We start from the raw sequence: 12,878 nt of genomic DNA on the forward strand, positions 1-12,878 counted from the left end.
AAAACGTGAATTACTCGGCAGCGGCTTCGGCGCGAGCATCGTCGCGACGGGGCTGACGCTCTTCCTTGGCCTTGGCCATTTCGGAAGGCTCGGTAACGGCTTGCTTGGTGCGCATGATCATGTTGCGCAGCACGGCGTCGTTGTAGCGGAAGTTGGTTTCCAGCTCGTCGATCACAGCCTGGTCAGACTCAACGTTCATCAGAACGTAGTGAGCTTTATGCAGTTTGTTGATCGGGTAAGCCAGCTGACGACGGCCCCAGTCTTCCAGACGGTGGATTTGACCACCGGCAGTAGTGATGGCGCCGGTGTAGCGCTCGATCATGCCGGGAACCTGTTCACTCTGGTCAGGGTGAACCATAAATACGATTTCGTAATGACGCATGGATTGCTCCTTACGGGTTATAGCCTCTGCGCGGGCTCAGTCACACCAGCGGAGGCAAGGAACTTGGGTTTTAATGACTGATTTCAAGGCGGCGTAGTTTAAGACATAACCAACGGAAAAGAAAGCTTTTAGCGGTCAGCTTGAAGCAGAAAGCCGCCACAGTGTGCGCGATGCGAAGCATCAGCGCGGTTGCACTCCGCCGACACGCTACAAGTACATCCATGTAATGCTCGAAAATGCCATCCATGGCATTTTATGGTCGGCTACGGCAATCCCCACTGCTGCTTCGAGCAACACCGGCGCTGCTGTTTTTGTCTTCCAGCTTCTGGCTTCAGGCTTCAGGCTTCCAGCTCTGGAGCGTCAGCGTAAACGGCGTTGCAGCCCGATGGCGGCAATAACGATAAGCGCGCCCAGATACACGTTCCAGTCAGGGAACTCACTAAACAGCGCCATGCCCATCAGGGTGACGAAAATCAGCCCTGAGTATTCACTGGCGGCAATTTTGCTGGCATCGGCCATGGCGTAGGCCATGATGCAGATGCCCTGATAAATAATGCCCACCAGGGTGGAGCCAATCAGCAGCCACCACACATCAGCCGGAATCGGCTGCCAGCCGGGCAATGCCAGCACCAGACTGACGGGAATGGACAGCGCCTGGGTCATAAACAGGGTGGCCAGCACAGAGCGCCCTGTGGGCAGACGGCGCACCAGCACATTGGAAGCGGCCATCGACAGCGCGGTGAGCAACGCCACCCAACCAGCCCAGTGCCATTCGGCCGGGTTGAGCACCACCAGAATGCCGCCAAAGCCCAGCAGGCTGACCGCATAGGTGGCCGGGCGCACCGATTCCCGGCTGATCAATGCTGCCAGCGGCAACGTCAGCAGGGGTGCGGCATAAAATACCGCATTGGCGGTGGCCAGCGGCAAGTACACCAGACTGATAAATACACAGGAAGAGCCCATCAGCAGCAAGTGGCCACGCAGGCAATGAATTTTCCATTGGCCCCAGCCTCTGCGCTCCGGTGCCAGCCGCCACCAGAACGGCAGCAGCAATAACGACGTCATGGTAAAGCGCAGAAACACATACTGGTAAGGGGTGATCTGGCTCTGGCCCATGAGTTTAACCAGCACGTCGCCAAACGAGATCATCAGGTTGCCGAGTACCAGCAATAAGATCGCCAGCAGCTGAGTGTCAGCCCGCATACGGCCCACTAGCTGTTGCATGTCAATTCCATTACCCGCGCTGACGCACCATTTCAAACAGGCAGACACCGGTGGCTACCGACACATTCAGGCTGGAAACGGAGCCGGCCATGGGAATGCTGACCAGCTCGTCGCAGTGCTCCCGGGTCAGACGGCGCATACCCTTACCCTCGGCCCCCATCACCAATGCCAATGGCCCGGTAAATTTGGCCTGATAAATGCCGTGATCCGCCTCACCGGCGGTGCCCACCACCCAGATACCCTTGTCTTGCAGGGCCCGCAGGGTGCGCGACAGGTTGGTCACCTGAAACAGCGGCACTACCTCGGCAGCGCCACAGGCCACCTTGCGCGCTACCGGGGTCAGGCCGGCAGACTTGTCTTTGGGCACTATCACTCCATGCACACCGGCAGCATCGGCGGTGCGCAGGCAGGCCCCCAGGTTATGGGGGTCGGTGACGCCGTCCAGCACCAGCAACAGTGGCGTCTCGGTACGCGCCAGCAGCGCATCCAGATCCGACTCGTTTAATGCCGGCAATGCCTTGATCCGGGCCACCACTCCCTGATGCTGAGCACCGCCTGCCTTGTTATCCAGCGTCTGACGATTGGCCAGCTGGGCGCGCACACCCAGTTGCTGCAATTGGTTTTGAACCTCTTGCAGACGGGCGTCTTCCCGGCTCTTGAGCAGCCAGACTTCCAGTATGTTTTCAGGATGATTTTCCAGGGCGGCGTTCAGGGCATGAATGCCGAAGATCAGTTCACTACTCATGTTTGTTCTCGGGATTGGGGATTAGGGAATGGGGAATAGGGGATGGGCTCAGGTATTAACCAGTCCCTGCTCCCTAATCCCTATTCCCAAAACTTAATCAGCGGCGCTTGCGGCTGCGGTTACGAGAGCGGGACTTGCCGCTTTTCTCGCCTTGTTCACCCTTGTCGCCACTCTTGCCGCCAGTGGGCTTGGCACGCTGACGCGACTTGAGGTTTTTGGCACCCTTGCCGGTTTTGCCTTCGCCTTGCGGTGCGTCTTCCACCAGCTCAAAGTCAATCTTGCGCTCATCCAGATTGACGGCCATGACCTTAACCCGAATCTTGTCACCCAAACGGTAGCGGCGACGGAAGTTTTCACCAATCAGCTGCTGGCGGGCAGGATCAAACTGGTAGTAGTCATTCTGCAGGCTGGAAATATGTACCAGACCATCAATATGAAACTCATCCAGGCGCACAAAGAAGCCAAAGCCGGTGACGTTGGCAATGGTACCGCCAAACTCGTTGCCTACATGGTCCAGCATGTATTCACACTTGAGCCAGTCGGCTACATCACGGGTGGCGTCATCGGCACGGCGCTCTGTCAGTGAGCAGTGCTCACCCATGGGGGCCACCTGATCATACTGGTAAGGCACGCCGCCGGTCTTGCTGCCGCCGCCGCCATGCATTTTTGCCAGCTGAGCCTTGATAGCGCGGTGCAGGATCAAATCCGGATAACGGCGAATGGGTGAAGTAAAGTGAGCGTAAGACTTCAGTGCCAGACCAAAGTGACCGTTATTCTCGGCCTGATATACCGCCTGCTTCATGGAGCGCAGCAGCATGGTCTGAATAAGCTCCGCATCGGGCCTGTCTTTTATCTGCTCGGCAAGCAGGGCGTAATCCGCCGGCTCCGGCTCAAGGCCGCCTTTCAGCTCCAGGCCCAGCTCGCCCAAAAAGCTGCGGAAGCCGGTGAGTTTTTCTTCACCCGGCTTATCATGCACCCGGAACAGCGCGTGTGCCTCCTGCTTTTCAATAAAGCGGGCGGCAGCCACGTTGGCCATGATCATGCACTCTTCGATGATCTTGTGCGCGTCGTTGCGCACCACCGGCACAATGCGTTCAATCTTACGCTGCGGATTAAACACAAAGCGGGTTTCTTCGCTTTCAAACTCCACGGCACCACGCTGATGGCGGGCTTCCTTCATCGCATGGAACATGCGGTTCAGCTCTTCCAGATGCGGCACCAGCGGCGCGTAACGCTCACGCAGGGCCTCATCTCCTTCCAGAATGGCAGCCACTTTGGTATAGGTCAGGCGGGCATGGGAGTTCATCACCGCTTCATAGAACTTGAAGCCAGACAGTTTTCCGGTAGCGGATATGGTCATTTCTGCCACCATGCACAGCCGGTCTACCTGAGGGTTGAGTGAACATAAACCGTTGGATAATACCTCGGGCAGCATGGGAATCACCTGCTCGGGGAAGTAAACCGAGTTGCCACGCTGATAGGCTTCCGCATCCAGCGCCGTGTTGGGGCGCACATAGTAGGATACATCGGCAATGGCTACCCACAGCCGCCAGCCGCCGGAGCGCTTGGGCTGACAGTGCACCGCATCGTCAAAGTCGCGGGCATCTTCGCCGTCTATGGTGACCAGCGGCAGATCGCGTAAATCCTTGCGGCCCACCTTGGCTTCTTCCGGCACTTCTTCACTGAGTTTGGCTACCTGCTGCTTGACCTCTTCCGGCCATACATGAGGAATGCCGTGAGTGCGCAGGGCAATTTCAATTTCCATGCCCGGGTCCATGGTTTCACCCAGTACTTCAATGACCTTGCCAATACCAGTCATGCGCTTGGTAGGACGCTGGGTAATAGTGATCACCACCACCTGGCCCATCCGTGCCCCCATGGTCTCGCCCTGCGGAATAAGGATATCCTGGGCAATGCGGCTGTCGTCGGGTACTACATAGCTGACACCGTTCTCAACAAAATAGCGACCCACCACGTCCAGGCTGCGGGACTCAAGCACACGGACCAGCCGCGCCTCACGGCGGCCACGGGAGTCAAAGCGCAAGGGCTGCACCAGCACATAGTCACCGTGCATCACGGCGTCCATTTCACGCTGGGCCAGGAACAGATCATCGCCGCCGTCTTCCGGACGCACAAAACCAAAGCCGTCGCGGTGGCCGATGACCTGGCCTTTAATCAGGTTCAGCTTGTCGGGCAGGGCGTAACATTTATTACGGGTAAACACCAGCTGGCCATCGCGCTCCATGGCACGCAGGCGGCGGCGCAGGGCTTCTTCCTGCTCTTCACCGGCCAGATTCAGCTCGGCAAAAATTTCATCCCGGTTGGCCGGTGTCTTGCGCTGTTTCAGGTGCTCAAGAATAAACTCCCGGCTGGGGATAGGGTTTTCGTATTTTTCGGCTTCCCGTTGTTGGAAAGGATCTTGGTGTTCTGACATAAGAAGGTCCGTTTGAGCACTGTGATAGAAGGATGTATATCAACAGAATAAGAATAACAAGTGACAGTGCGTCCGGTTAAGCCAGTGCTCGCATTAACCGGACATCAGTCACCGGGGAAGCCGCCGTTATTTACAGGGTTTTCAGCATTTCTTCCGGCAGCGCCAGGTTCTGGTTGCTGTTTACACCAATGCCCCGCTCGATAATATTACGGGCGATGGCCTTGGCCTCGTCCAGCGAGTGCATCACATAGGTGCCGCACTGATACTCATTAAGTTCCGGGATCTCGGACTGATTTTCTACCTTGAGTACATCTTCCATGGCGGCTTTCCAGGCGGCAGCAACCCGCTGCTCGTCGGGCGCGCCCACCAGACTCATGTAGAAACCGGTACGGCAGCCCATGGGAGAAATATCGATAATCTCCACATTGTCGCCGTTAAGGTGGTTACGCATAAAGCCGGCAAACAGGTGCTCCAGGGTATGAATGCCCTTTTCAGAAAGAATTTCCTGGTTGGGCAGACAAAAACGCAGATCAAAGACAGTAATGGTGTCTTTGTTGGGAGTCGCCATGGTTTTGGCCACCCGCACCGCAGGAGCCTCCATTCGGGTATGATCTACGGTAAAACTGTCCAGCAGTGGCATGGAATACTTCCTTAATTCAAATTCAATCAATCATTGTGGCAAAAAAAACGGGCGGTTAAAACAAGGGACTGGGGATTAAGGTCCTAGGAATGGTAAAAACAACTCCCTGCTCCCCATTCACTACTCCCCGCCGTTCACACCGCTTCTTCGTTCTGCTCACCGGTACGAATGCGGATCACCTGGCCAACATCCAGCACAAAGATTTTGCCATCCCCTATTTTGCCGGTTCGGGCAGTGCTTTCAATCGCTTCAATGCAAGACTCTACCAGTTCATCCTGAACCACCAGCTCCAGTTTGACCTTGGGCAGAAAGTCAACCATGTACTCGGCCCCCCGATACAGCTCGGTATGCCCTTTCTGACGACCAAAGCCTTTTACTTCCGATACTGTCATGCCGGTAATGCCGCGCTCGGCCAACGCCTCGCGCACGTCGTCAAGCTTGAAGGGTTTAATAATAGCTTCAATTTTTTTCATGGGCGGCTCCTTACCAGTTTGTTTTGCCAAATCCCGAAGTAATGGGGTAACGCCTGTCCTTACCAAAGTTGCGGGCGGTAATGCGCGGCCCCACTGCGCTCTGCCGGCGCTTGTATTCATTAATATCCACCAGCTTGATCACCCGGCGCACATCGGCCTCATCAAAGCCGGCGGCAAGCAAGTCGTCCAGGGATTTGTCCTGCTCCACATAGCCTTCAAGAATGGCGTCCAGCACATCATAGGGCGGCAGGCTGTCCTGGTCGAGCTGATCCGGTGCCAGCTCAGCCGACGGCGGCCGGTCAATCACCCGCTGGGGGATCACATAGCCAAGCGTATTACGGTAGCGGCACAGTTCAAACACCAGGGTTTTGGGCACGTCCTTGATGGGGGCAAAACCGCCCACCATGTCGCCGTAGAGGGTGCAGTAACCCACCGCCACTTCACTCTTGTTGCCGGTGGTCAGCACCAGCCGGCGGCGCTTGTTGGAAATGGCCATCAACAGCACACCGCGAGCACGGGCCTGCAGGTTTTCTTCCGTGGTGTCGCGCTCTGTGCCCTCAAACAGGGGTGCCAGCTGGCCCATAAAGGCGTCGAACATGGGCTCGATGGAGACGATATCGAACTCCACGCCAAGGCGCTCTGCTTCCTCTCTGGCATCTTCCACGCTGATGGAGGCGGTATAACGAAACGGCATCATCACCGCCTGTACTTTGTCCTTGCCCAGCGCATCGGCGGCAATGGCCAGGGTCAGGGCCGAGTCGATACCGCCGGACAGGCCCAGCACGGCACCGTTAAAGCCATTTTTATTCACGTAATCCCGGGTGGCCAGCACCAGCGCCTGATAAATTTCAGCCAGGGGATCAAGGGCTGGCTGAATATCACCCGGCACGGACGCGCCCTGCTCAAACTTCATCAACGTCAGTGCGTCGGCAAAGGCCGGCAGGCTCTGGGTGAGTTCGCCTTCGGCGTTGAATACCTTGGAGCGGCCGTCAAACACCAGCTCGTCCTGGCCGCCCACCTGATTGAGATACACCAGTGGCAGCTGGTTATCACGGCTGCGCTGGGCCAGCAGCTCTTTGCGGATCCAGGCCTTGCCCTTGTGATAGGGCGAGGCATTCAGGCTGAGCACCAGCCCGGCGCCGGCGGCTTTTGCTGCCGCCATGGGGGCCGGCTCCCATACATCTTCACAGATCAGCAGGCCCAGTTTGTGATCCTTGAACTCAATCACGCAGGATTCGCTACCGGCAGTGAAATAACGCAGCTCATCAAACACACCATAGTTGGGCAGCAACTGCTTGAAATAACGGCCTTGTAGTTTGCCCTGATAATAGAAAGAAGCAGCGTTATACAACTTGCCCTCTTCGCGCCAGGGATGACCCACCACCAGGGCGATGTTCTGGCTGGCGGCGGCCAGTTCGTTCAGGGCGCTGGCAACCCGCCGATGCAGATCGTCGCGATACAGCAAATCTTCGGGCGGGTAGCCGGTCACCGCCAGCTCGGGAAACAGCACCAGATCCGCGCCCTGCTCAGCGGCATTGGCGGCGGCGGTCAGCATTAGTTGCGTGTTGTGTTCAATGGCACCGACGGTCGGATTAAGCTGGGCCAGCGCCAGTGTAAGATGTGAGGGCATGATCTGTCTGTCAGGTAAAAAAGCAATAGCTGCCATAGTAATGAAAGACGGCCGGATTGTCAGGTTTCTCAGTACTCAAGGAGCCGCTGTCACCTCGACAGTCAGCTCGGCTGTGATCCAGTCATTGTCTTCCTCAAAAGGGGATATGGGGGTGTTAGTGGTAAGGCCACTGTTGCTGCGGAGGATACTGGCTGTGACTGTTGTCTCTCCTTCGCCACCAGCTTGCAACTCTCCTCCTGTATTAATGCTGGCAACATCCTCACTATCAACATGCCAAGCCACCCTATCACTTAAATCCTTTGGTGGCTCCCAAGGAAGAAACTGAAAGAAATCACTCGCCAGCAATTTGTCAAGCGAGGTATCCTCACCATCTTCCATCCGGGATAACAAAGACTCACGATACTCGGGAGAGATAATATCCACGTAGATACCTTTTGCCTCCAGCTCAGTGTTGGTTGATGGCACCACACTGATTTCATTATCTTCTCCCAGGTATTTATAGAAGCTACCAAGATCAACAGGTAGCGTATAACCAGCCACATTATAATTCGCCCCATCCTTTATCTGAGCTCGAACATACTCAATTACTACCTTCTTAAAATACTCCTGATACTTGGCTTTATTATTAATAAAAAAATCTTTTGGAAAGATGTCAAAGGTGACCAGATTCCAGTCACTGGCCACGAAAAAATAGCCATCAAGTCGCACCAGACGACAGGCTTCTTTATAGGTTGACGTATGTGTATGAGCATTATTTTTAGCCTTGATGGCATCGTACCAGTGACTGAAGTCACCATTTGGGACATCAAAATGATTCTTACAGCACAGGTCACAAAAATCATCCTGATCTTTATTTTTAGGAACACCTGTATTTATCTGTGAAGGGGATTCCTCACCTTTTTTCCAGTATGAAAAGTTACCAAGCAAAGTTCGCTGTGCTGGCTGTTGAGGTGAAGCGGTACCACTCAGCTTACAATTGCAGGACACCGTTTCCAAATCTTGTTCCTGCACCTTATTATTTGATGCATCATAGATAGTGGTTTTTTCACTCACTCTGACACTAGTGGAGTCATTCTTGGCGACCGTGATCAACGGCTTGCTGGTTTCCTGCTTCAAGCCCCCTCCCAAATCGATAGGGACGACATCAGGCAACGCACCAGGAGTATGCTCAACTTCGGCCCTGCTCTTGCCTGCACTGTCCATTCCGAGGGCAGTACCAAAGGGGCCGCTAATGGCTGAGATATTTGATGAAATTTCCGATTCCAGAGCAAAACTCAGCGCTTCACCACCGTCGTTCCAGTTAATGATAACGGTAACCTGCTTTTTTATTGTCTCTTGCTCACTCGGCGATGGCGTAACCCAGGCATTGTTCCAGGCATAATCAGTCACGGCCCAGGTACGTTCATACTCAATATTATTCAGGTTGACACTATCAGTGCCGTTAGTGATTGCAATAAAGCCGATCCGATTCTGAAAACGACGCAGCTCGTCCAGTTTGGATTCCGCCAGGCGCATAGCCACTTCCCGGCTACGACCGTCCCTGCTGTATTCCAGATAGGTTTTATTCAGTTGCAGCAAAGTGCTGGCGGTGGCTGCCACAATCACAAAGGCAAGCATCACTTCAATCAACCCAAATCCGTCTTGCCGTTGCATGATGCCTCCTGTTACCAGTCCTTCCAGCTGCCGGAAATAACATTCAAATTTACAAAAGGACTGCCAGCATCAGCATCCGTCAATCTTACAATAACATCCTGATCATAGATTGCATCATAACTCCCTGTAGGCAGCTCGATATCTTCATAATTTGAAATTAAAATGCCATATAACCTAGCATCACCATTCACTTTAACGCTAAATTTTGAACCAACTCCAGCATGAGAGTCATAGGCAAATACAACACCATAGACACTATAATTACCACTAATAGTTAAATCACTGTCTTTCAGTACAATAACAACAGGAGACGTAGCACCTAAGTTCGCACTAACCGAACAGTCTGAAACGCCTTGGATAATGTAAAAACCACCATCTTTAATAGCCACTTTACTGCAAGTGTTTAAAACTGCCGTTGCACTTGACTCAAGATATGCCCAACCAGCAGCGTTATCAGGAACATTAAAAATATATTCAACCAAATTATCCGGAAAGTTATTCGTGTCATTATCAACAATATCTAACCATTTTTTATTTTTTGTGCTGTATGCAGTGTCGCTATTACAACCATCCTGATATGCCTGCAGACTGCAAGTTTTGGCATTTCCACTCAAGGTTGTAGCCTCTTTTGACCAGACAGATACAGGAACACCTGGCCCGCCTCCGTTAGGATTCGCAACGATTGTGATATTGCCATTCGTGGGCAGGTTACCCGACAGCATAAAAGGAGCTGCACGCTTTAGATTTTCTTCATCGAGAAGGGCTCTTTCTGCCACCTGTACACTCACGGTGGCTTCACTTCCATTGGGCAATATCGCCACCGACTTCAATTGCCAGACATCGGGAATGGGCACTCCTTGCTCCATGGTGACCGTATAGCTGGCCGTCGCCGCCGAGGAGCTTAACGTTCCTGAAAGGCTGGTAGCCAGAGGATCTACCTTAAGCCTTGCCATGGCCTCGGCAATGCCTTTTTCCGCTGCTGCCTGAGCGATGCGGTATTCAATTTCATTCAGCGTAATGCGCTTGTCGGAAATCAGTACCTTACCCACAAATACAGAAACAGCCACCAGCATAGACACCAGTACCAGCGTGATGGTGAGAGTAGCAAAGCCTTTTTGAGAGTTAGTAGCCATCATTTCTTAACTTTACCTCCCGCTGCAAAGTCACCGACAATGCCGGCCGGCTAATATGGGATGCACTCAGAGTAAGTCGTATGCTGCGCATACCGGTAGCACTGCTGCCAGATACCAGCTCAAAGCGTAAATCATCGATCGAGATTTCCTGCTCGGCCATGATTTTGCTGCCGGAATAACACAGAGAATTTAATTCAGTGCTATCCAGTGGACCCACCTCTTTTACCTTGATTATTTTTTCTTTTTTATCGTGACTATAAATAATCCCCACTGCTTCATTTGATGTTCTCCTTTCATCCCAATATTTCACCCGTATACAATCAGGCGGTGCCGAGGCGTCTGAGTTATATAAGTCGTTGGCAGGTGAAAAGAGGTATCTGGCTGGCGCTGATGATGAAGCTGGCATGCCTGCACTCATATTATCAGCAGCATCAACGTGATATCCGGAGCGCTGAATATCCCTGGCCATCAGATCCGTCACTGCCTGCACATCCTGGTTCAGCCGGGAAAGCATCAGGTTGGTATTCCCGGCTACCATGATCGAAGAAAACAAAGACAGGGCCCCTGCCACCACCAGCAGACCAGCGATCATGGAAACCAGCATTTCTATGAGCGTCATGCCTTCCTGCTTTAATTGGTACATGCAGGTACTCCGGACAGATTATGATCCGAGCAGGTGCGGATAATGCCGTTATTCCAGGTAGAAACCTGCATTTTATGCTGTTCGTAAGAGAGCAGAATTTTCTTGGTAACAAGCTGATGCCGACGTGGCTGAAAGGAAAGCCTGTCTCCTCCGATGCCGGTCATTTCAAGCTTTATACCCGTAAAATCCTGGCTGCTTACTTGCTCAATCATGGCTCCGGAACAATCACCGGACTCTCGAAGCTGATAACTCCATTCAGTGCTACCCAACCCGGTAAAACACACCGTCACTTCCCGATTGCGCTTAATCGCCTCGCTGCGGGCCAGTTGCAGGTCGGCATACACCGCCATGCCGGCGCTGCGCACCGTGTATTGCTCGCGCAGACTCTGAAAGCCGGGCACTGCCAGGCTGGTCAGCACTGTCATCACCACCAGGCCCACCAACAATTCAATCAGGGTCAGGCCACGTTGCTTTTCGTTGTTCACCGCCTCGGCCTCCTAATCTCAGGCAATGTCTAAACTGAAGTAAGCTTGAGACAGGGTCAGACTTTAAACAAGGAAGCCTTCATGCAAAGGTATTTGGGGTTTACGCTGGTGGAGTTGTTAATCACGGTGGCCATTCTGGCCATTATCACTGCTGTGGCCTATCCGGCCTACTCGGGCTATATGCAAAAAGCCAGGCGAACAGAGGCCATTCAAACACTTTATAGCATGCAGCTGGCCCAGGAAGACTGGCGTATATCCAACCCCGGTTATACAAGCTCGGTCGCGGACCTGAAAAGCCCGGCCAGTACCAATCACTATGACTTCAGTGCAACTGTTGCAGACAACAGCTATACCCTCACCGCCACCGCCAGGAAAAGCCAGCAGAATGACAAGGAAGGCGGCACCAGCTGCTCAACACTGACCCTGGCACGCAGCGGCGACAAAACGCCGGCTGCCTGCTGGTAATAAAAAACCGCCCCTGAGGGCGGTTCGGTTACACCTGTTTGATTTTGAGCTCGGCGGGCACTTCAAACACAATATTTTCTTCCCGCCCGGGGTGCTCGGTGACGGTTTTTCCGCCCAGCGACTGCAGGTGAGAAACCACTTCCTGCACCAGCACTTCCGGGGCCGAGGCACCGGCAGTCACACCAATGCGCTCGGCACCATCCAGCCAGGCCGGCGCTATCATCTCAACACAGTCGATCAGATGGGCCCGGGTACCCATCTTTTCTGCCAGCTCCCGCAGCCGGTTGGAGTTGGATGAGTTGCGCGATCCTACCACCAGCATCAGATCAACCTTGGCAGCCAGCTCGCGCACCGCATCCTGCCGGTTCTGAGTGGCGTAGCAGATATCATCCTTGCGCGGCCCCTCAATTGTGGGAAAGCGCGCCCGCAGTGCGTCTATCACATCGGAGGTTTCATCCACACTCAGGGTGGTTTGAGTGACAAAGGTCAGATTATCGGGATGCTTGACCTCAAGGCTGGCCACATCGTCCGGATTTTCCACCAGATACATGCCGCCTTCAGTACTTTCATACTGACCCATTGTGCCTTCCACTTCCGGATGGCCCGCATGGCCAATCAGAATAGTCTCAATACCTCTGCGGCTGGCTCTGTGCACTTCCATATGCACCTTGGTTACCAGCGGACAGGTAGCGTCAAACACCTTGAGTCCACGCCGTTTGGCCTCTTCCCTCACCGCCTTGGACACACCATGGGCAGAGAAAATCACAATATTGCCGTCTGGCACCTGATCCAGCTCGTCCACAAACACGGCACCCGCATCTTTAAGCTTGTTCACCACATAGCGGTTATGCACCACTTCGTGACGCACATAAATGGGCGCACCAAATTTTTCCAGGGCGCTCTGCACTATACTGATGGCCCTGTCCACGCCGGCACAGAAGCCTCGGGGGTTGGCGAGCAGGATTTCCATG

The 12,878-nt window shown here is 53.8% G+C and carries 13 protein-coding genes; 1 reads left to right on the top strand and 12 read right to left on the bottom strand.

Going from position 1 to position 12,878, the window contains the following annotated elements:
* Positions 1 to 10: 10 nt before the first annotated feature.
* The 11 genes from rpsF to G364_RS0115450 all read right to left on the bottom strand — a co-directional run bounded on the left by rpsF (position 11) and on the right by G364_RS0115450 (position 11,442).
* Positions 11 to 382, bottom strand: coding sequence for a 30S ribosomal protein S6 (rpsF, locus tag G364_RS0115400; protein ID WP_019936035.1), 372 nt, complete (start codon positions 380 to 382; stop codon positions 11 to 13).
* Between the two features lie 360 nt (positions 383 to 742).
* Positions 743 to 1,606 (bottom strand): DMT family transporter, encoded by an 864-nt coding sequence (locus G364_RS0115405; RefSeq protein ID WP_019936036.1) that lies wholly within the window; start codon positions 1,604 to 1,606, stop codon positions 743 to 745.
* A 10-nt stretch (positions 1,607 to 1,616) separates the two neighbouring features.
* Complete coding sequence (rlmB, locus tag G364_RS0115410; protein ID WP_019936037.1) at positions 1,617 to 2,351, bottom strand: 23S rRNA (guanosine(2251)-2'-O)-methyltransferase RlmB; 735 nt, start codon at positions 2,349 to 2,351, stop codon at positions 1,617 to 1,619.
* Between the two features lie 97 nt (positions 2,352 to 2,448).
* Entirely contained in the window at positions 2,449 to 4,785 is a 2,337-nt protein-coding gene (gene rnr, locus G364_RS0115415) for a ribonuclease R (protein ID WP_019936038.1), read from the bottom strand.
* 130 nt (positions 4,786 to 4,915) lie between these two features.
* Entirely contained in the window at positions 4,916 to 5,425 is a 510-nt protein-coding gene (gene luxS, locus G364_RS0115420; protein ID WP_019936039.1) for an S-ribosylhomocysteine lyase, read from the bottom strand.
* A gap of 134 nt (positions 5,426 to 5,559) precedes the next feature.
* The gene (glnB, locus tag G364_RS0115425; RefSeq protein WP_019936040.1) at positions 5,560 to 5,898 is read right to left on the bottom strand and encodes a nitrogen regulatory protein P-II; all 339 of its coding nucleotides are present in this window, start codon (positions 5,896 to 5,898) and stop codon (positions 5,560 to 5,562) included.
* Between the two features lie 10 nt (positions 5,899 to 5,908).
* Positions 5,909 to 7,528 carry an NAD+ synthase gene (locus tag G364_RS0115430; RefSeq protein WP_026344949.1) on the bottom strand — a complete coding sequence of 540 codons (1,620 nt, stop codon included), beginning with the start codon at positions 7,526 to 7,528 and terminating at the stop codon, positions 5,909 to 5,911.
* Positions 7,529 to 7,603: 75 nt separating this feature from the next.
* Entirely contained in the window at positions 7,604 to 9,181 is a 1,578-nt protein-coding gene (locus G364_RS0115435) for a type IV pilus modification PilV family protein (RefSeq protein WP_019936042.1), read from the bottom strand.
* Positions 9,182 to 9,192: 11 nt separating this feature from the next.
* Positions 9,193 to 10,317, bottom strand: a complete 1,125-nt coding sequence (locus tag G364_RS0115440) for a pilus assembly PilX N-terminal domain-containing protein (RefSeq protein ID WP_019936043.1) — start codon at positions 10,315 to 10,317, stop codon at positions 9,193 to 9,195.
* A complete protein-coding gene (locus tag G364_RS0115445) occupies positions 10,304 to 10,957 on the bottom strand; it encodes a PilW family protein (protein ID WP_019936044.1) in 654 nt (217 codons plus the stop codon). Before G364_RS0115445 ends, G364_RS0115440 begins: the two co-directional genes overlap by 14 nt.
* A complete protein-coding gene (locus tag G364_RS0115450; RefSeq protein WP_019936045.1) occupies positions 10,945 to 11,442 on the bottom strand; it encodes a GspH/FimT family pseudopilin in 498 nt (165 codons plus the stop codon). Before G364_RS0115450 ends, G364_RS0115445 begins: the two co-directional genes overlap by 13 nt.
* Before the next feature lie 81 nt (positions 11,443 to 11,523).
* On the opposite strand from G364_RS0115450, the gene G364_RS0115455 reads away from it, so the two are divergent.
* Positions 11,524 to 11,907, top strand: a complete 384-nt coding sequence (locus G364_RS0115455) for a type IV pilin protein (protein ID WP_019936046.1) — start codon at positions 11,524 to 11,526, stop codon at positions 11,905 to 11,907.
* A gap of 28 nt (positions 11,908 to 11,935) precedes the next feature.
* Here G364_RS0115455 and ispH read toward each other — a convergent pair whose 3' ends face one another.
* A complete protein-coding gene (ispH, locus tag G364_RS0115460; RefSeq protein ID WP_019936047.1) occupies positions 11,936 to 12,877 on the bottom strand; it encodes a 4-hydroxy-3-methylbut-2-enyl diphosphate reductase in 942 nt (313 codons plus the stop codon).
* Position 12,878 lies beyond the last annotated feature (1 nt).

The sequence above is a fragment of the Oceanimonas smirnovii ATCC BAA-899 genome, assembly GCF_000381965.1.
In the GTDB taxonomy this organism is placed as follows: Bacteria; Pseudomonadota; Gammaproteobacteria; order Enterobacterales; family Aeromonadaceae; genus Oceanimonas; species Oceanimonas smirnovii.